Below are 18,765 nucleotides of genomic sequence, written 5' to 3' on the forward strand. Positions count from 1 at the left end.
TGCGGCAGGAGCGTGATGGACACTTCCGTGACCCGGGGCGCGCAACGGCCTTCCGCCCTTGTGGAGTGGCTGCTCGTCGTGGCCATGGCGGTGGTCGCCCGGCTGCCCGGAATCTTCCTCGGTCCGGCGCTGCTCGGTCTTGCGGTGCTCGGCCTGGCCGTGGCCGGAGGCGACCCGGACGCATTGGTGGTGCCGTTGACGTATGCGGCGATCGTCGTCCTGGGCACGGCCGCCGACCGTGACCGCGGTTCCCTGCCCGGCCGTGCGGTGCGGCCCGCCGACGAGCCGGAGCTGGCCGCGCTCGTCGGGGACGTGGCCGAGCGGCTCGGGTTCCGCGCCCCGCTGCTGGTCCGGGTGGTCCCGGAACCGGAGGCCGCGCTCGGTCCCGTGAAGCTCTCGGGCGTGCGGGGCTGCGTGCTGCTGCTCGGCCTGCCCCTCCTGCGGTCCATGACCGCGGCGCAGCTCGCGGCCGTGGTCGCTCACGAGCTGGCGCACGAGCAGCACGTGCGCGACCGGCGCACGGTGTGGCTGCGGCGCACCCGGGACGCACTCGCGGAGCGGCTCGGGGGCCGCTTCCGCCCGCCGGCGGCTCTCGCCGTGCCGCTGCTGCGCGCCTCCCGGCCGTCGCTCTGGGAGGCGGAGTTCGCGGCCGACGCCGACTCCGCCCGGATCGCGGGGGCCGCCGCGACCGGCCGGGCCCTGGAACTGGCGGGCCTGCTCGGCGCGGTGTTCGACGGTCTCGGAGAGCGGTGGCTGTCCGAACTGGAGGAGGACGGTGCCCGTCCGCAGGACTTCTACGACGCCTTCGGGGCCGCGCTGCGGGATCCGTTCGTGCTGAGCCGGGGCGCCCGTGCCGCGGCCGAGGAGGACGCCTTCGACCCGTACGTCGCGGCCGGCCGTCCGCCGACCGCGCAGCGGGTGGCCGCCCTGCCCGACGGCGGGGGCGCGGGACCGTACGGCACCGAGCCCGTCGTGCTGCGGGACGCGCAGGCGATCGAACAGTGGTGCGTCGAGGAGCTCGCCGGGGACACCGGGAGCGGCCGGGGCGCAGGACGGGCCGGGGACGGCGTGGGCCTGCGGCCGGTCCGCATCCTCGACCCGGACACCGGGCCGCTCCTCCGCCCCGACGACGGAGCGGTCGAGCTTCTCCTCGGCGCGACCCGCCGGAAGTCCCCGGTCCCGGCGCTCTCCGACGCCCTGGACGCCGTGGCCGACGGCAGCTGGCCGGACCTGGCCTCCGGGATCGAACCCGGTCTGCGGCGCGTGCCCGCGCCCGAGCGCCGGTACGCGTCCCGCGCCGTACTGGCCCGGGCCGCGGGCGAGACGCTCGCCGCGGTCCTGCGGGACTCCGGCTGGACGTACGCCGGCCGCTGGTCGAGCACGGTGCTGGCCGCGCCGGACGGCACGGCCGTCGACCTCCACGAGATGCTCGTCGCGGCCCTGGACAGCGGCGACCCCGCCCCCGTGCGGGCCCTGGTGCGGTCCGCGGGGAAGGAGAGGACGGAGGCATGAGGCGTCCCGGACCCGCACTGCGGGTCGCACTGCTGGGCGTGGCCTGCGCCGTGGGGGGCCTCGCGCTGCTGGCCGCCTGGTTGGGCGGGCACGCGTACGCGTACGACAGCGCTCGCGCAAGGGCCGCTGCGACCGCCGACGGCCTGGTGGTCGCGGCCGGCATCGGCGACACCGAGGACGTCCTCGTGCGGTGGACCGACCGCGCGGGCCGCGAGCACGTGCAGCGCTTCGGCGTCTACGCCACGGACCGCTACGCCGAGGGCCGCCGGTTCCCCGTCGCCTACGACCCCGACCGGGCGTACCCGCAGGGCTTCCCGGCCGACCCGGAGGAGACCGCGGCCGAGGACGACCTCCTCGTGCCGCTCGGCCTGATGGCCGCCGTCACGACCGCCTGCTGCGGCGCCTGGGCCCGCCGGGGCCTGCGTTTTCTCCGGGCGGCCCGGCGGCCGGGCCGCCCGATGACGGCCGAGGTGCTCTGCGGCGGGCGGCCGCGGACCGCGCCCTGGTCGGCCGGGAGCACGTGGCTCGCCCTGTCCGGGACGGACCTGCCCGACCGGCCGGCCCGGTGGCAGCGGGTCATGTGGCACCCCGCGCTCGACCGGCTGTCCGGTCCGGCCGAGGTGGTCGTGCGCTGCGCACCGGGCGGGCGCGGCGCCGCAGTGGTGGAGCTGCCGGACGGGGCGCGACCGGTGCCGGTCGGGAGGCTGCGGCGCCGTCCGCCGGGCACCGGACTGCTCGGTGAGCGCCGGGCCGTCCGGGCCTGCCTGCAGGACTCCTTCGTCCTTCCGCCCGACTCCGGAGGGTGGCCCGTCCGGCCCTGGTGGCGGCCGGCCGCGGCGGCGGCCGCCCTGGGGGCCGCGGCCGGCGCAGCCGGGGCCTTCGTCCTCGTCGGCGGGGGCGCCGTGGCGGTCGTGGGGTTCGCCCTGAGCGGGGTGATCGTGGCCACCGGCTTCTGGGCGCTGTCCTCCCCGGAACCCTGACCGCTTTGTTCATTTTCCGGGTCGTTGAAGACAAGAAGCCGGGTTTTCCCTGTTCTGCGGCGACTCCCAGGGGTATACACGTCTTATGGGCAGCAATTTTCTGAATGTCGCTGCGAACGGCTTCACGGTCGACACCGTGACGATGGTGTTGGTCGGCGTCTTCGTGGTGGCGATGCTGCTGGCGGCGTTCTGGTACGACCGGTGGTTGGTGGTGCACAGGCCACCTTCTCCGCACGAGCCGCAGCCACGCTCGGGAGCGTGGCAGACCCGTGAGGAGTACGGCCGTCCCACCCCGTCGGACCACGGTCCGGGCCATCAGGACGGTGATCCGGTCGAGTACGAGTCCTACGACGGACCGCACCCGGAGATGCCGCGCGACGGCCATCGCTACCTGCCCGAAGAGATCGCGGCGATGCGCAGCACCGTTGACGAGACCGAGCGGCGGCAGCCGCCCGTCTCCGAGAAGGCCGAGCCGGCGCGATCCGGTTCCGTGCCCCCCGATCGCGGCCCCGGGGCCGTCTGATCCGACCAGTCCACCACCGGCCGCCGGGCATGCCGCCCGGCGGCCGTCCTCTGCGCGGCCGGCACGGGGACACCCCGGGTGCGGGGCCGGCCGGGTCCGGGGTCGGCCCTGCACCCGGGGATTGAGCCGCGGCCGCGGCTCAATCCCCGTCCTGCTCCATGCGGGCCTCGACCCGGCCGTCCACCACCCGGGTGGTGAAGGCGGGCTGGGGGGCGGTCGCCGGGCCGCGCACGTTCCAGCCGTCCTCCAGCCGGAAGACGCTGCCGTGCCACGGGCACGTCACGCACCCGTCGGAGACCGTTCCCTGCGACAGCGGGCCTCCCAGGTGGCTGCAGTACTCGGCCAGGACGTGCACCCGCCCGCCCGCCTCCCGCACCACGACCACCGGCACGTCGTCCACGGTCCGCCGCACCGGCTCGCCCACGGGCAGGTCGGCCACGTCGGCGACCGGGTGCCAGCCGGGCCCCACCAGGTGGGGGACCGCCTCGGCGTGGTTGGCGCCGGCCGCCTGCCGGTAGGCCATGTGCCCGCCGAGCGCGCCGCCGGTGCTCGCCACGGCCAGGCCCGCGAGGCCCAGGACGCGCCCCCGGGCGCGCCGGCCCCGCAGCCGGGCCGACAGGGAGCAGGCGTACAGGGCGACGGCGGTGATGTTGGCGGCCGCGTGCACCACGCCGACGCGCATCTGCTGCTTCTGCAGCTCCGCCCAGTCCACCCAGCCCGCCAGGGCCGCCGGGGCGGCCCCGGCGAGCCCGACGGCCACCAGTACGTCCGCGCCGCGGCGTTCCCCCGGCAGCAGGTCCAGGACGGCTGCCGAGGTCCAGGCCCCCACCGGGAGCTGGACCATCAAGGGGTGCAGGGGGTGCCCAAGCCACCGGCCGTGCAGGGCGTCCCGCGCGCCGCCGAGCGGCAGCGCGTGGACGACCCTGCGCAGGGAGTCGACCAGGGGATCCAGACGGGAGGAGCGTTCCAGCCCGTCAACGGCGGACAGCACCCGTCCCGGCCCCTCGGCCTTCGGCAGCAGGTGGCGGACGGAGGAGGAGATGTCGGAAGGGCCCGATGGCATGTTCATACTCGCTCGGCTCCCCGGGGTCGCAGCCGCGAAACGGGACCGATCGGGCGGTGGATCCCGTACCGGGCCGGGCGGATGGGATGCTGAGGGGGTGAGCGAACAGCAGTTGTCGATCCGTTTCGACCCGCAGCTGTGGCTGTTCCTGCCACCGCGCCGCCGACGGGCCGAGGCCCGGCCGGCCCCCTGGGACGGCACCTCCTCCCTCGGGCACGTCGTGCAGTCGCTCGGCGTGCCGCTGACCGAGACCGGCACCCTCACCGTCGACGGCCGGCCGGCCCTGCCCTCGCAGCGTCCGCCCGCCGGGGCCACCGTCGACGTCCCCGCGGTGCGACGGCCGCAGGCGCTGCCCGTCTCGCCCCCGCGGTTCCTGCTCGACGTCCACCTGGGATCCCTGGCCCGGCGGCTGCGCCTGGTCGGAGTCAGCGCCCGCTACAGCAACGACGCCGACGACCCGGACCTGGTCGACCTGGCCAACGAGGAGGGACGGATCCTGCTCACCCAGGACCACGGCCTGCTCAAGCGCCGCAACCTGCACCTGGGCGCCTACGTGCGCGGCAGCCGGCCCGACGACCAGCTCGCCGACGTCCTGGAGCGGTTCGCGCCCCCGCTGGCACCGTGGACCCGCTGCACCGCCTGCGACGGACCGCTGGTGCCGGTGGACAAGGCCGAGATCGCGCAGCAGCTCCGGCCCGGCACCCGCCGCACCTACGACACCTTCGCCCGCTGCTCCTCCTGCGGCCGCCCCTACTGGCACGGCGCCCACACCCGGCACCTGGAGGCGGTGGTGGACGCCGCGGCCCGCGTGTCCGCCCGGTCCACCGGGTAACCCCGGTCCGCCGGGCGATCCCGTTCCGCCGGGAGGTCCGGGGACGCCGGGCGGAGCCGGCGTCCGCGGACAGGCCGGCCGTCGGGAGAGCCGCCCGGAGGGCCGGCCGTCAGGGGGCGCAGCTCCGCTCGGACGTGCGGGACCGCCCGCACCCGGGCCCCGGACCGCCGGCCGCCGGCCCCGGACCGCCGGCCGCCGGCCCCGGGCCGAGCGGCCCGGTCCCGCCGGTGACCAGGCCGACCAGGGCGCCCGGGCCGCCCTCGGCCAGGGCGCGGCGCTGCCGCTCCGCCGCGGTGCCCCCGTGCAGGAGCCGGTGGGCCAGGAGGAGGACCCGGCCGGAGTCGCCCGCCCGGTCCAGGGCGGGGCCGACGTGCTCGAGCAGCCCGCGGACCGCCTCGCCCGCCCGAGACTGCGTCCCAGGGGGTCGAGCAGGCGCCCGCTCAGGCCGTACCGGGAGGCCTGCCAGTTCGCGGCGGCGAGCAGCTCCCCGGAGGGGGCCGGGAACGGTGCCCCCTCCGCCTCCCCGGCCAGGGCCGTGACGACCAGGGCCCGCACCAGGCCGGCGAACGCGACCGCGTCCTCGGGCAGGAGCTGCACGTCCGGCGCGCGCACCTCGACGGTGGGGTAGCGCTCGGACAGGCGGGCCTGCCAGTACAGCTGGCCGCGGTCCATGAGCGTGCCGGTGGCCAGCAGGTCCCGGACCCGGCGCTCGTAGTCCGCGGCGCCGGCGAAGAGCGGCGGGGGGCCGCCGACCGGCCAGCGGCCGAAGACCACCGTGCGCCAACTGGCGAAACCGGTGTCGAGGCCCTGCCACAGCGGCGAGTTCGCGGCCATGGCCACCAGGACGGGGAGCCAGGGGCGCAGCCGGTTCAGCACGCCCACCCCGGCCTCCCGGTCGGGGACCGCCACGTGCACGTGCATGCCGTTGATCAGCTGCTCCCGCACCAGCTGGGGGGCGCGGAGGGACAGGGCCCGGTACCGGGGGGCGTCCGTCACGGGGACGGGCTCCGGCCCGGACAGGGGGGCGGCACCGCACGTGGCGACCCTGCACCCGGCCCTCTCCGCCGCCGCGCCGACCGCGCCGCGCAGCCGCAGCAGGTGGGCGGCGACCTCGTCCAGGGTCCGGCAGACGGGGGTGGCGACCTCCAGCTGCGCCTGCAGCAGCTCGCTCTGGACCTCGTCCGGGCCCGTGCCGTGCCGCAGTCCGGCCGCGGTGCGCACTTCCTCGGCCCTGGCCACCGGCAGACCGGTGGCCGGATCGAGCAGCAGGTACTCCTCCTCGACACCCACAGTGGTCACCTCCGGACAGTGCCCCGGGCGTGTCGCGGCCAACCGGCGCCCCCGGCGGCGAGTGCGCCATCCGGCCACCGCCCGGCGGCCCGGCGGTCGCGGTCGCGGCAGGTCCGTGCGGCGCCGCTCCCCGCCCGGACGCGGCCCGCCGCCTTGGGGGCCGGACGGCCGCCCGGATCCCTCCCGCCCGCGGCCTGCGCAGCGACCCCGGGCCGCGTCCGGCGACGCGGCCCGGGCCCGGCCGAAGCCCCCGGCCCGGCCGGGCGGGCGGGGCTTCGTCCGAAAACCGACGGGCCCCTCCGGGAGCCCCCGAGGCCCGCCCTCCGGGGCCCCGGAGGGCGCCGCCCCTGCTGTCCCCGCCGCCCCCCGCGGGCCGGCCGGGTCCTCCGGCCCCTTGTGCGGCCCGCAAGGGACCGCGTGCGGGGCCGTCCGCCGTCCGGAGCGCCGCGTCAGGCGTCGAGTCAGAGGTCGTATACGACGGTGACGGGGGCGTGGTCGGACCAGCGCTCGGCGTGGGTGGCGGCGCGCTCCACCACCGCCGAGGAGGCCCGCGCGGCCAGACCCGGGGTCGCCACGTGGTGGTCGATGCGCCAGCCGGCGTCGTTGTCGAAGGCCCGGCCGCGGTAGGACCACCACGAGTAGGGGCCGGCCACGTCCGGGTGGAGGCTGCGGACCACGTCGACGTAACCGCCCTCGTCGAAGACCCGGCCCAGCCAGGCGCGCTCCTCGGGCAGGAATCCGGCGTTCTTGGTGTTGGCCTTCCAGTTCTTCAGGTCGGCCTCGCGGTGGGCGATGTTCCAGTCGCCCACCACCAGCACCTCGCGGCCGTCCGCCGCGGCCTTCTGGCGCAGCTCCACGAGGTACTCGTAGAACTCCTCGCAGAAGCGCTCCTTCTCGGCCTGCCGCTCGGTGCCCACCTCGCCCGAGGGCAGGTAGAGGCTGGCGACGGTCACGCCGGGCAGGTCGATCTCGGCGTACCGGCCGGAGGAGTCGAACTCGGCCGAGCCGAACCCGATGCGCACCGACTCCGGTTCCTGCCGGGAATAGACCGACACCCCGGCCCGGCCCTTGGCCGCCGCGGGGGCGTGGACCACGTGCCAGCCCTCCGGCTCGCGGACCTGCGCGGGCAGCTGGCCGGGCTCGGCGCGCACCTCCTGCAGGCACACCACGTCGGCCGCGGTCGCCTCCAGCCAGGGCAGGAAGCCCTTCTTGGCCGCGGCGCGCAGCCCGTTCACGTTCACGGTCGTCACGGTGTACAAAACATGCTCCGGTGCCAATGGGGTGCGGCCTGCCATCATGCACCAGGGTCCCGGCCGGATCACTCCCGGCCGGGACTCCTCGCTACCGCGCCGCCCTCACCACGCCAGCCGGCCACCCTCCCACAGCGCACCGACGTGCTGCTCGAACCGAGCGAACAGGCCGTCATCCCCCAACCGTCGCAGGTGCAGCATCGGCGACTCGTGTCCCAACAGGTTCGCGATGTGCGGCGTGACGAGCATGTCATCGTCGAACATGAACACCGACAGGGCGATGTGCGCATCCGAATAGCGCGCCTCCAGCCCATCCGGCCGGCCCATCCTGTCGAGGGCATCCAGCGTGATCCGGATACGCGTCGTGAGCGTCAGGGGCACGCCCTCCTCCTGCTCGCGGCGGGCCGTCACGGGTGACTCCGGATCGCCCAGCAGGAAGCGCACCACCGCGCCCCCCTCCGCTTTCGCGCGCAGCCGCTCCACCATCCGCGGGTGCTCCTGCCAGATGAAATAGGACGTGTACCCGGCGAACACGAGCCGCTTGTCGGCCCGGTCGATGAGGTCCGCCCACACGCTGGTGGGGCAGGCGTTCCGGTACGGGTACGTCGCGACAATCTCGCGGTCGGGGCCAGTCTTGACGGCGGATCGGACCGCCTTGGGCCACAGCACGTTTTCATCCACTCCAAGTGCGTCGGCGACCTGCTCGCGCGTCCGCTGGTGCGGCACACGTGACGGGTCGCTCAGCCATCGCTCCACCGTTTTGCTCGCGACCCCTACGGTACGGGCGAGGCGCGCAGGAGTGAGGCCAGCATCGGCCATAGCGTCTCGCAGCGACGATTTCAAGATTCCCCCCGGGGACGTTTGGACCACTTGGGACGGTAGTCACAACGAGTGGGAAGCGTCCCGGAAACGGCCGTAGAGGTGTCCCGCGTCCGGGCCGATGGTTGGGCCATGCCCGCACTCCCCACCACTCTCGCGCTCGTCTACGACCGGCAGGCCAGCCCCAACGGCGGCCCCCTGCAAGCCCGGATTGGCCGGTGCCGCGACTACGCCGCCGACCGCGCATGGGTGCGAGCCGGACTGTGGATCGACCGCGACGATGCCGCCCTCATCGGCCGGCCCACCGCCCGCCCCGCGTGGCAGCAGATGCTCGATGTCGCCCACGCCGGCGCCGCCCGCGGCTGCGCCGTCGTCATCCTGATTCACGACGAGACGCGCCTTGCCCACGACGCCGTGACCGCCGCGACGTTTCGGCACGAGGCCAAGCTCGCCGGCGCACAGGTCGTCGCGGTCCGCGGCGCGCAGCCCCGGCGATGACCGTGCCGGCCGTGTCCTGGCCGCCACACGGCCAGCCGTGGCACCCCGGACTCTGCTGGCGGTGCGAGGCCGACGGCGTACCCGTCGCATGGGCCGGCGACATCGCCGCCCACGGCGGACACGTCGCCCTATGGCTGTGCGACCCCTGCTACCGACGGTGGGGCGAACTCGCATGGCGCCATCTGCAGGCGCACAGCCGCAACCCCTGATCCCCCGCCCCGGCCGGGGCGGGCACCACCACCCGACGCAACGAGAAGAGGACGAATGACACTCACCTTAGAAACCGCCGTGGCCGCCCGCACACGCGACCCGCAGGCACTGCTCAACGCAGTACAGCCGCACGTCAAGTACCTGCCCGTGAACGTCGCCGACGGCGGCTCCCTGTGGGAGCGGGAGATCGCGTTGCTCCTCCGTGACAACACCATGGTCCGCAACATGGCCGAACGAATCCTCGGGCAGGCCGTCGCATACACGATCACAACCATGGAGCACAAGGACGTGCACTTGGGCGTCGGCAAGCTCGTCGACATCGGCGTACACCAACTCATCCTCGACACGCCGGTGTATTTCGCGATGTGCGACGTCTACAACGACGGGGCGTACCGGCACCACGCGCCGTTCATCGAACGTCGCAGCGACGGCCTGTGCCTGCGCACGGCGGACTTCCTCCGGTCCGACGGCTGGCGTGTCGACGACGAGCTGTGGGCCATCGACGGCGCCAACTGCTCGCCGTGTGACAACAAGGTCCCCGACAGCCACTGACGTCCGATACGGTGCCCCCGCCCTCACCGTGAGGGCGGGGGCACCACCGTCCGTACCAGCAACAAAGGACCACCCCATGCCCGTACCGCACGACATCGCAGCAGAAACAGAGCTGTGGGACGCCTACGCCGAAAGCGCGTTCACCGAGGACGCGGAGCCGGTGTTCCGCTGGACTCAGTACGCCGGGCACGGCCCCGGCCCCGAGCTGCTGGGAGAGCCGCGGAGCGTCCTGGAAATCGGCTGCGGCACCGGTCGAGCCCTGGCCTACCTCGCACGGCGAGGCATCACCGCCCGAGGCGTCGACCTGTCCCCCATCATGGTCAAGAAGACCGCCGAGCGGTGGGCCGACACCGGAGCCGAGTTCGTGCGCGGCGAGGTGCTGGAGTACCTGGCCGACCGCCGCGACCGGTTCGACGCCGTCTACAGCGTGTTCGGCGCCGCCTGGTTCACCGACCCGAGTCGGCTGTTTCCACTCGTGCGGGCCCGCCTCAATCCGGGCGGTGTTTTCGTGTTCTCCCAGCCGCCGGCCATCCCTGGCGCCTACGGTCCCCAGGGCATGTACAAGGGTGGCTTCGCGGGTCGTGCGATGTTCACCTACCGCTACAGCTACCGGCCCGCGGTGTGGGAGCGGCTGCTGACGTCGGCGGGATTCGCCAGCGCCTCCGCGCGCGTGGTGGACGCCCCGCGAGAGGGGCACATCGGCACGCTGATCGTGCAGGCACGGGCGGACTGACCCCCTGACCGGCCCCGGCCGCTTTCTCGCCCCTGTGGCGGCGGCCGGGGCCTCCCGCTGTCCCGGGCTCGAACGCACGAAAGCGCCTCCCGGCCCTCCCGTGCCCCGCCCCGGGGGGCCCTCCGTACGATGGGCCGGTGGAGATCCGACCCGTGCGCTACGACGCCCCCGACGCCGCCGCGCTGACCGCCCTCGTCCAGCAGGAGTACGTCGTCCGGTACGGCGACCCCGACATCACGCCCATGGACCCGGAGGAGTTCGTCCCCCCGTCGGGCCTGTTCCTCGTCGGCTACCTCGACGGCGAGCCGGTCGCCTGCGGCGGGTGGCGCGCGCAGGACGCCTCGCCGGAGGGGTTCGAGGACGGCGACGCGGAGATCAAGCGGATGTTCGTCGTGCAGGGCATGCGCGGCCGGGGGTTCGCCCGCCGGATCCTGGCCGCGATCGAGGAGAGCGCGGAGCTGGCCGGCCGTGCCCGGATCGTCCTGGAGACCGGGACCGAGCAGCCCGAGGCCATCTCCCTGTACACCTCCTGCGGGTACGTCCCGGTCACCAAGTTCGGCGTGTACCGGGACGAGCCGCTGAGCGTGTGCATGGGCAAGGCGCTCGGTGCCGCGGCCGACGACCTGCCGGGCTTGCGGGTGCGGACGGCCTGACGTTAGCGTCCGCCGCACGATGACAGTGCACTTGGAGCCGTTCGCGGCGGAGCACGTACCCGAGGCGGCGGCCCTCCTCGAACGGTGGTACGGCCGCGCGGGCAAGGGCCTGCCGCGCCTGGGCGCCGGCGACGGGGAGTCCCTGGTGGCCCGGCGGCTCGCCGCGGCGGGGCCCGCCGCAGTCGCGGCCCGCTCCGGGCGCGGCACGCTCACCGGATACCTGGCCGCGGCCCCCGTCGACCTCGCCGGCGACGAGCGCGCCGCCCTCTACGGGCACCCGCGCTCGGCCGCCGTCGGCCTCGGCGGGCACGCACTGGAGGACGGCCGGGAGGCGGAGGTGCTGCGGGAGCTGTACGCCGCGGTGGCCGAACGCCTGGTTGGGCAGGGCCGGTACGTCCACTACGTGCAGCTGCCGGCCGACGACGCCGTGGCGATGGCCTGGTTCCGGATCGGCTTCGGCCTGGAGCAGGTGCGCGGCCTGATGCCCGTCAAGGCGCGCGGCCGGCAGCCCCGCGGGGTCGAGGGGCTCACGATCCGCCGGGCCGGCCCGGGCGACCTGCCCCAGGTGGGGCGCATGGCCGTGGAGGTCGCGCGGGAGCACCAGCAGGCCGCCACCTTCCAGCCCCAGCCGCCGGAGGCGCTGCGGGCCCTGCACACGCACTACTCCGCAACACTGGCCGATCCGCGCAGCGCGGCGTTCGTCGCGGTGCGGCGCGGGGAGGAGGTCGGCATGGTGCTCCTCACCCCGGCCGGTCCGGGGCCGGCGACCCCGCCGCACTGCGCGGACCTGGCCGAGGCCTACGTCGAGCCGTCGGTCCGGGGGGAGGGCATCAGCCGGGTCCTGCTGGCCACTGCCCTGGCCTGGGCGTACGACACCGGCTACCGGAGCGTGACCGCGGCCTGGCGCAGCACCTCCCGCACCGGGGCCGGGCACTGGCCGGCGGTCGGGTTCAAACCGGTCGCCTACCGCCTGAGCCGGGTGCTGCAGCGCCCGGGCTGAGTTTTCCGGGGAGGGGCCGGTCCGGTCCGAGCCGGGCCGGTCCGGCTCCGCCCCGATGCGGCCTGCACGGAGGCCCGGGCGCTCCCGGCCCGCCCCGAGGGCCGGGCTCTCCGAGCCGGACCTTCTCGCCGCCCCCTGGCCACCCCTTGCCGCCGCCCTCCACGGCCGACCCGGACGCCGACCCGGACGCCGACGCCGCGGCAGTCGCCCGTGGCTGTCGTCCACCGCGGCGAGTGCCTTCGCCGAAGCCGCCGCGGTGTCCCGTGCGATGCGGGCCTGCGGCCCGTGCTCCCTGTCGGCGGTGAGCCCGGCTCCGGGGCCCTCCGTTTCCCGGGCCGTGCCGCGCACGGCGCCGACGACGCGGCGGGCCCGGCCCTCCCGGCCCTCCCAGCCTCCCGGCCCTCCCGGCCGCACTGCGCGGGACCCGGGCTGCCCATCCTCGGCGGGGTCCGCCCGGACAAGTCCTGTTTCGTTCCGGAAAGGAGTCGTCAAGGGTGGTTCGCGACTGTCCGGAGGGGACCCGGGCGGGGCGATCCCGGAGGCAATGGACTGTTGCCCTTGGGCAACGGTAAGCTGCGGCACATGACTTGCCGGCCTTCCGATGCCGCTCCGTCAGCGCGTGGAAGCGCTGATCAGGCCGGTTCCCTGCGCGCCGCGGACTCCTCCGCGGGCCCTGCCGCGCCCTCGAAGGCGAGCAGGCCCTGCACGAACGCGGCCCGGTCCTGGGGAGCCATGGCCGCCAGGACCTCGGAGAGCTGCCGCGCCCGCTCCATACGCAGGCTCTCCAGGAGCAGTCGGCCGTGCCGGGCCAGCCGCAGCGTCACCTGCCGCCGGTTGGTCGGCTCGACCTCGCGCTCGATCAGCCCCGCCGCCTGCAGCCGGTCGCAGAGCCTGCTGGCCACCGAGGGGATGGTGCCCAGCGCCTCCGCCAGCGCCCCCAGGTTCAGCCCCTCCTGGGCGCTGACCACGCTCAGCGCCCGCATCTGGGCGGGGGAGACCGCCGTTCCCAGCGCCTCCTGCGCCCGGCTCCACAGCACCATGAGCGACTCCAGGGCGGGCACCACCTCCTCGAGGACCAGCCGTTCGGTCTCCATGGCTCCCATCTGCTCCTGCTCGCCGCCCGCATGCGTGGCAGGCTTCGGGTAGTCGCTGTCAGGACGGCGCATTCCGCGCCGCCCGCCCGTGGCGCCCCCCGGAGCCTTCGGGCCGCCGGCTCCCCGCACGCCCCGGGAATCAGTCATCGATACCGACCCGCCTTCCGACTGCTGCGTCTTCCGCGCCGTCCGTCGGCGCCAGATACCGGAGAAAGAACCCATGCCCGCGACCGACGACCGTACCGCCCTGGCCGAGGCAGCCCTGCGGGAGTGCATGCCGCACGAGCTTCCCTCGACGGTGACGTCCGTGGTGGGCAAGCACTTCGGTGCCTCCTCCTGCCGGATCCTGCTGGCGGACTACGGGCTGCGCTTCCTGGCGCCGGTTCCGACCGGTGCGGGGGAGGCGGTCCCGGTGGACGGCACTGCGGCCGGCCGGGCCTTCGCCTCCCAGGAGCCCGTCGTCGTCGGCGGCGACCCGGTAACCGTATATCTGCCCGTCTCCGACAGGGGAGAGCGCGCCGGGGTTCTCCACGTATGCCTGCCCGCCCCGGGCGGGACCGCCGGCCCCCGCGACGTCGAGGCGCTGGCGGGGATCGCGGCCGCGGTGGCGCAGACCCTCATGGCGGTCGAGCGCGACACCGACCTGTACGCCGTCGCCCGCCGCGGCCGCCCGCTGACCCTGGCCGCGGAGATCCAGTGGGACCTGCTGCCCAGACGGTCCGCCGTGCGTCCCGAGTTCCACCTCGGCGCACAGCTGGAGCCCGCCTACACGGTGTGCGGGGACAACTTCGACTGGAGCGCGGACGGCGACCGGCTGAGCATCGGCGTGATCAACGGTGAGGGCACCGGCATGCCCGCGGCCACCCTGACCGCCCTGGCCGTCCAGGCGCTGAGACACGCCCGCCGCACCGGCGCCGACCTCGCGGACCAGGCGATGCTCGCCAACGAGGCGGTCTGGGCGGTGCACGGCGGCAGACGGGCCCTCTCCGCCCTGCTGCTCGAGGTCGACCTCGCCACCGGGCAGGTGCAGGCGGTCGACGCGGGCTCGCCGCTGGCCTTCCTGACCCGGGCCGGCCGGAGCGAGCAGATCTCCCTGGAGCCGCAGTTCACCCTGGGGGCGCTGGAGGACACCGTCTACACCGAGCAGTCCTTCCGGCTGGAACCGGGGGACCGTCTGACGGTCGTCAGCGACGGGGTGCACGCGGCCCTTTCAAAGACGCAGGAGGGGACCTACCGGGAACGGGCCCTGGCGCGGATCCTACGGGCAACCCCCCTCGCTCCCGCACCCGAGGCGGCGCGCATGATCCTACGGGACCTGGCCGAGCACGTGGGGCTGATCCCCCTGGAGGACGACGCCGTCGTCGTCTGTCTGGACTGGTTCGGCCGCTGACGGCCCGGCCGCCCCGGCAAGCCCGGTCGGCGGACGTCGGCGGACATCACAGGAAGAGGGAGCGCTGTCGTCGTGGAAGAGGCCGGAGGGCTGGTCGCGCAGGTCGTCGCGCAGGAGGGCGGGGCGGACGTGGTCGCGCTCGTGGGGGAGATCGACTACGACAGCGCCCAGGTGTTCTCGGACTGCCTGCTCGACCGCCTCGCCGACGCCGCCGGCGGCGAAGGGGGCCCGCGGCCGTGCCGGGTGGTGCTGGACCTGTCGGCGATGGGCTTCATGGACTCCTACGGACTGAGCCGCGTGCTCGCCCACGAAAGGCTGCTGCGCGCGTCCGGCGGATGGCTGCGCCTGGCCGCGCCGCACGGCCAGACGCGCCGCCTGCTGGAGACCACCGGGATGGAGGACGTGCTCCCCGTCCATCCGGACGTGCCCTCGGCGCTGGCCGGAGCCGACCGTCCCGGGCCGGCGGAGAGCCTGTGACCGGGCGGCGCCGTGCGGTGCCGGACGGAACCGGAGCGCCCGGCGGTCGGGGGCGCTCAAGTGCTCAGGGGTGACCGGGCGGTCAGGGGTGCCCGGGCGGTCAGGGGTGCACCAACTCCGCGCGCACGGTCTTGCCGCCGTGCGGTGCGCGCCGCACCGACCAGGAACGGGTGATCCTGTCGACCATCACCAGTCCGTGCCCGCCGGGCACCCGCACGTCCCCGTCGCCCCTGACGGGCAGGCCCTCCCCGGAGTCGTCGACCTCCACCACGAGCAGCGGGTCGTCCCAGGACAGGCGCATCTCCACGGCCCGGCCGGCGTGCCGCAGCGCGTTGGTCACCAGCTCGCTGACCACCAGCACCACGTCCTGCCCGAAGGGCCCGTCGTCGGCGATGCCCCATCCCTCCAGGCAGCGGCGGGCGAACAGCCGGGCGGTGCCCGCGTCCCCGCCCGTGCCGAGGGGGAGGCGGTACGAGTCCGTGCCTGTCTCCCCGAGACCACGGGCGCGCGCGTCGCGGTCGTGCGACGCGGTGGTGCGGTGGTACGTGGTCACGATGCCCGTGCTCCCTACTGGTCGGACCTGCCTGGTCGACACGCCTACCCAGTTGTCCCATGATCGATCATCATGTGAGTCGGTCTCCTGCCCCGTTCCGTCGCCGGCAGCCGCCGGGCCGGGCGAACCGGGTTCGGCGGGACGGTGGTTGCGGCCCGTTCGGAGATCGTGTCCCATGCTGTGAGGCATATTCCACAGCGCCGGGGATGACAGACCGGGACCGGGGTAGCCTCGGTCGGAAAGATGGGGAGGCCCCCTTGGAAAGACCCGACTGGGTTCCGGACGGGATAGACGTAACCCGTCCCAGCGCGGCCCGGATGTACGACTACTACCTCGGCGGCTCGCACAACTTCGAGGCCGACCGGGAAGCGGCGGCCAAGGCCATCGAGATGTGGCCGGACCTCCCGAAGATCATGCAGGCCAACCGCGCCTTCATGCGCCGGGCGGTCCGCCACGCGGTCGAACTGGGCGTCACCCAGTTCCTGGACATCGGCTCCGGCATACCGACCTTCGGCAACGTGCACGAGGTCGCCCGCGCCGCGGACCCGCAGTCGCGGGTCGTCTATGTCGACCGGGACCCCATAGCGGTCGCCCACAGCCAGGCGCTCCTCGAGGGCGACACGCGCACCGGCGTGATCGAGGCCGACCTGCGAGACGGCGCGGCCCTGCTGGAGCACCCCGGGGTCACCGGGGTCCTCGACCTCGAACGCCCGGTCGCCCTCCTGCTCGTGGCCGTACTGCACTTCGTCCAGGACGCCGACGAGCCGTGGGACGCGGTCGCCGAGCTCCGCGGGAGGCTGGCGCCGGGGAGCCTGCTGATCCTCAGCCACGCCACCCCCGAGGGCCGGGCCGACATGGCCGGCCCCCACCAGGACCTCTACCGCAGGACCGGCAACCCCATGAGCATGCGCTCGCGGAGCGAGGTGACCCGCTTCTTCGAGGGGTTCGAGATGCTCGACCCGGGGCTGGTCTACATGGCCGAGTGGCGTCCGGACCCCGGCTGCAGGCTGGAGGACCCCACACGGTTCAGCGGTTTCGCGGGCGTGGGACGCAAGCCGTGACACGCTCGCCCGCCGCTCCGGCCGGGACGGGGACCGCGGGGGCGTCCGGACGGCCGGACGCCCCCGGTCCGGACGACCCCGTTCCGGACGCCCCCGCTGCCCCGGCCGGAGGCCCGCGGGCCCACGAGCAGGAGGGCCTGGCCCGTTTCGCGGGGTTCTGGGCCCGGGTCATCTACCCGTTCACCGCCACGTCGATGACCCGCGACGAGCTCGAACGGCACCTGCTGCCCCTGGCGACCCGCCTGCGGTCCCTGCTCGACGAGGACCTGCTGGACGCCTCGCCCGCGCAGGAGGTCGGCCGGGGCCTGGTCCAGGCCCACTGCACCGACCCCCAGGTCCTCGCGCAGAGCCTCACCGTCATCGAGGCGTGCCTGCTGCTCTACCGGCCGGCCTCCCCGGACATCCCGTCCGACGTGGTGCGCAGCCGGCTCTCGCGCCTGCAGGCGGCGGTCGCGGCGGGATTCGCCCGCGCCCTGCGCGACCGCACCCGCCACGAGCAGGAGGCCATCACCCGGGCCGCCCTGACCGCCCACCAGCGCTCCCAGCGGGCCCTGCACGAGAGCGAGGCGAAGTTCCGCGCGCTCTTCGAGGGCCTGGCGGTGGGCATCGGCGTCGGGGACCTTCAGGGACGCATCGTCGACGTCAACGACGCGCTCGTCTCCATGTTCGACAGCACGCCCGAGGACATGAGGAAGATGCGGGTGGACGACCTGGTCCACCCCGACGACCTCCCCGGCGTCTGGGACCTCTACCAGCAGCTGATCCGCGGCGAACGCGACCGGTTCGTCATGGAGAAACCATACTTCCGCTCCGACGGGTCGGTGCTGTGGACCGACCTGAGGGTCTCCCTCATCCGGGACGAGGAGGGCAGGCCGCAGTACCAGGTCGCCATGCTCGAGGACGTCACCGAGCGCAAGCAGATCAACGACCGGCTGCGCCACCAGGCCACCCACGACCCGCTCACCGGCCTGGGCAACCGCGTGCTGTTCCTCGAACGGCTCGAGGAGGTGTTCGCCCACGAGGGCGGCGGGCGCAGGGTCGGGGTGTGCTACCTGGACCTCGACGGCTTCAAGGCGGTCAACGACAGCCTCGGCCACGCCACCGGCGACCGGCTCCTGGTCGCCGTCGCCGAACGCCTCACCGGCTGCCTGCGCGGCCCCCACCAGAGCGTGGCCCGCATGGGCGGCGACGAGTTCACCGCCCTGGTCGTCGACCCCGCCGGCCCCCACGAGGTGACGGAACTGGCCCGCCGCTTCCTGGCCGCCCTGGCCGCCCCGGTCCACATCGACGGCCGGGACCTGAGCGTCAACGTCAGCATCGGCGTCGTGGAGTCCTCCACCGACGGGACCACCGCGGCCCGCATGGTGCAGAGCGCCGACATCAGCCTCTACCGGGCCAAGGCGCGCGGCGGCAACTGCTACGCGATGCACGACCCCGAGGCGGACGCCCGGGAGATGAGCCGCTACCACCTGTCCACCCGGATGCCGGAGGCCCTGGAGAGCGGGGAGTTCTTCCTGGAGTACCAGCCGATGGTCTCCCTGGCCGACGGCAGCCTCAAGGGCGTCGAGGCGCTGGTGCGCTGGCGCCACCCCGAGCACGGGGTCCTGGGGCCCGACCGGTTCGTGCCGCTGGCCGAGGAGACCGGACTGATCGTCCCGCTGGGGCGGTGGGTGCTGGAGCAGGCGTGCAGTCAGGCCCGTCGGTGGCAACGGGAGTTCCCCGACTGCGCCCCGCGGGTCAACGTCAACCTCTCCGTGCACCAGGTGCGCAGCCCCGGCCTGGTCCAGGACGTCGCCCGGGTCCTGAAGAACTGCGAGCTGGAGCCCGGGGCGTTGCAGCTGGAGGTCACCGAGAGCGCCGTGGTCGGCGCGGACGACCAGGCGCTGACCGCCCTGAGGGAACTGACCGACATGGGCGTGGGCCTGGCCCTGGACGACTTCGGCACCGGCTACTCCAACTTCGCGGGGCTGCGCCGCCTGCCCGTGCAGACCCTCAAGATCGACCGCTCGTTCATCAGCGGGCTGCGCGGGGCCGAGGGAGGGGACCCCAGGGACGAGCAGGTCCTGGCCGGGGTGCTCTCCCTGGCACGGACCCTGGAACTCGCGGTCACCGTCGAGGGCGTGGAGACCGAGGAGCAGGCCGAGCGGCTGCGGTCGCTGAGCGTGCAGTCCGCCCAGGGATGGCACTTCGCCCGCCCGGGGCCCGCCGACGCCATCACCCGCGCCCTGCGGGGATGACGGCCCCTCCTGGCCCGGCCGGTCCAGCCGCCGGGTTG

At 74.8% G+C, this 18,765-nt stretch carries 18 protein-coding genes and 1 pseudogene; 13 read left to right on the plus strand and 6 right to left on the minus strand.

All coding sequences use genetic code 11. The features are described 5' to 3' along the window. Nucleotides 1-15 precede the first annotated feature (15 nt). The 3 genes from GQS52_RS24805 (at nucleotide 16) to GQS52_RS24815 (ending at nucleotide 3,015) form a co-directional block, all read left to right on the plus strand. Nucleotides 16-1,512, plus strand: coding sequence for a hypothetical protein (locus GQS52_RS24805; protein WP_182316772.1), 1,497 nt, complete (start codon nucleotides 16-18; stop codon nucleotides 1,510-1,512). Further along, the gene (locus GQS52_RS24810; protein WP_182315693.1) at nucleotides 1,509-2,492 is read left to right on the plus strand and encodes a hypothetical protein; all 984 of its coding nucleotides are present in this window, start codon (nucleotides 1,509-1,511) and stop codon (nucleotides 2,490-2,492) included. Before GQS52_RS24805 ends, GQS52_RS24810 begins: the two co-directional genes overlap by 4 nt. A gap of 85 nt (nucleotides 2,493-2,577) precedes the next feature. Then, a complete protein-coding gene (locus GQS52_RS24815) occupies nucleotides 2,578-3,015 on the plus strand; it encodes a DUF6479 family protein (RefSeq protein ID WP_182315695.1) in 438 nt (145 codons plus the stop codon). Between the two features lie 139 nt (nucleotides 3,016-3,154). Here the strand turns inward: GQS52_RS24815 and GQS52_RS24820 are convergent, their stop codons facing one another. Then, nucleotides 3,155-4,084 carry a Rieske (2Fe-2S) protein gene (locus GQS52_RS24820; protein WP_259370960.1) on the minus strand — a complete coding sequence of 310 codons (930 nt, stop codon included), beginning with the start codon at nucleotides 4,082-4,084 and terminating at the stop codon, nucleotides 3,155-3,157. A 91-nt stretch (nucleotides 4,085-4,175) separates the two neighbouring features. Between GQS52_RS24820 and GQS52_RS24825 the strand changes: the two genes are divergently transcribed. After that, nucleotides 4,176-4,910 (plus strand): Mut7-C ubiquitin/RNAse domain-containing protein, encoded by a 735-nt coding sequence (locus GQS52_RS24825; RefSeq protein WP_259370961.1) that lies wholly within the window; start codon nucleotides 4,176-4,178, stop codon nucleotides 4,908-4,910. Nucleotides 4,911-5,381: 471 nt separating this feature from the next. Here GQS52_RS24825 and GQS52_RS28275 read toward each other — a convergent pair. The 3 genes and pseudogenes from GQS52_RS28275 to GQS52_RS24840 all read right to left on the minus strand — a co-directional run. After that, nucleotides 5,382-6,278 (minus strand): annotated as a pseudogene (locus tag GQS52_RS28275) (glutamate--cysteine ligase); the annotation flags it as partial. A 383-nt stretch (nucleotides 6,279-6,661) separates the two neighbouring features. Beyond that, on the minus strand, nucleotides 6,662-7,459 hold the full coding sequence (locus GQS52_RS24835) for an exodeoxyribonuclease III (protein ID WP_182315698.1): 798 nt from the start codon (nucleotides 7,457-7,459) through the stop codon (nucleotides 6,662-6,664). A gap of 96 nt (nucleotides 7,460-7,555) precedes the next feature. Beyond that, nucleotides 7,556-8,206 (minus strand): hypothetical protein, encoded by a 651-nt coding sequence (locus tag GQS52_RS24840; protein ID WP_259370962.1) that lies wholly within the window; start codon nucleotides 8,204-8,206, stop codon nucleotides 7,556-7,558. Between the two features lie 195 nt (nucleotides 8,207-8,401). Here GQS52_RS24840 and GQS52_RS24845 point away from each other — a divergent pair, with 195 nt between their 5' ends. From GQS52_RS24845 to GQS52_RS24865, 5 genes are all read left to right on the plus strand, one after another. Continuing rightward, nucleotides 8,402-8,767, plus strand: a complete 366-nt coding sequence (locus GQS52_RS24845; RefSeq protein ID WP_182315700.1) for a recombinase family protein — start codon at nucleotides 8,402-8,404, stop codon at nucleotides 8,765-8,767. 264 nt (nucleotides 8,768-9,031) lie between these two features. Then, nucleotides 9,032-9,529, plus strand: a complete 498-nt coding sequence (locus tag GQS52_RS24850) for a hypothetical protein (protein ID WP_182315701.1) — start codon at nucleotides 9,032-9,034, stop codon at nucleotides 9,527-9,529. 76 nt (nucleotides 9,530-9,605) lie between these two features. Further along, the gene (locus GQS52_RS24855; protein ID WP_182315702.1) at nucleotides 9,606-10,262 is read left to right on the plus strand and encodes a class I SAM-dependent methyltransferase; all 657 of its coding nucleotides are present in this window, start codon (nucleotides 9,606-9,608) and stop codon (nucleotides 10,260-10,262) included. Nucleotides 10,263-10,399: 137 nt separating this feature from the next. Then, nucleotides 10,400-10,915 (plus strand): GNAT family N-acetyltransferase, encoded by a 516-nt coding sequence (locus tag GQS52_RS24860; protein ID WP_220472798.1) that lies wholly within the window; start codon nucleotides 10,400-10,402, stop codon nucleotides 10,913-10,915. A gap of 19 nt (nucleotides 10,916-10,934) precedes the next feature. Beyond that, the gene (locus tag GQS52_RS24865; RefSeq protein WP_182315703.1) at nucleotides 10,935-11,915 is read left to right on the plus strand and encodes a GNAT family N-acetyltransferase; all 981 of its coding nucleotides are present in this window, start codon (nucleotides 10,935-10,937) and stop codon (nucleotides 11,913-11,915) included. A gap of 632 nt (nucleotides 11,916-12,547) precedes the next feature. Here the strand turns inward: GQS52_RS24865 and GQS52_RS24870 are convergent. Beyond that, nucleotides 12,548-13,081, minus strand: coding sequence for a MarR family transcriptional regulator (locus tag GQS52_RS24870; protein WP_259370963.1), 534 nt, complete (start codon nucleotides 13,079-13,081; stop codon nucleotides 12,548-12,550). Between the two features lie 148 nt (nucleotides 13,082-13,229). On the opposite strand from GQS52_RS24870, the gene GQS52_RS24875 reads away from it, so the two are divergent. After that, on the plus strand, nucleotides 13,230-14,399 hold the full coding sequence (locus GQS52_RS24875; RefSeq protein WP_182315705.1) for a PP2C family protein-serine/threonine phosphatase: 1,170 nt from the start codon (nucleotides 13,230-13,232) through the stop codon (nucleotides 14,397-14,399). 72 nt (nucleotides 14,400-14,471) lie between these two features. Beyond that, nucleotides 14,472-14,876, plus strand: a complete 405-nt coding sequence (locus tag GQS52_RS24880; RefSeq protein WP_220472799.1) for an STAS domain-containing protein — start codon at nucleotides 14,472-14,474, stop codon at nucleotides 14,874-14,876. Nucleotides 14,877-14,976: 100 nt separating this feature from the next. Here the strand turns inward: GQS52_RS24880 and GQS52_RS24885 are convergent, their stop codons facing one another. Beyond that, entirely contained in the window at nucleotides 14,977-15,429 is a 453-nt protein-coding gene (locus tag GQS52_RS24885) for an ATP-binding protein (RefSeq protein WP_182315707.1), read from the minus strand. Between the two features lie 257 nt (nucleotides 15,430-15,686). Here GQS52_RS24885 and GQS52_RS24890 point away from each other — a divergent pair, with 257 nt between their 5' ends. Both GQS52_RS24890 and GQS52_RS24895 read left to right on the plus strand, forming a co-directional pair. Continuing rightward, complete coding sequence (locus tag GQS52_RS24890) at nucleotides 15,687-16,490, plus strand: SAM-dependent methyltransferase (RefSeq protein WP_182315709.1); 804 nt, start codon at nucleotides 15,687-15,689, stop codon at nucleotides 16,488-16,490. After that, nucleotides 16,487-18,727: an EAL domain-containing protein gene (locus tag GQS52_RS24895; protein ID WP_346268262.1), complete on the plus strand. Its 2,241-nt coding sequence runs from the start codon at nucleotides 16,487-16,489 to the stop codon at nucleotides 18,725-18,727. Before GQS52_RS24890 ends, GQS52_RS24895 begins: the two co-directional genes overlap by 4 nt. The last annotated feature ends 38 nt before the right edge of the window (nucleotides 18,728-18,765 follow it).

The organism is Streptomyces sp. SCUT-3, assembly GCF_014083985.1.
GTDB lineage: Bacteria > Actinomycetota > Actinomycetes > Streptomycetales > Streptomycetaceae > Streptomyces_H > Streptomyces_H thermolineatus.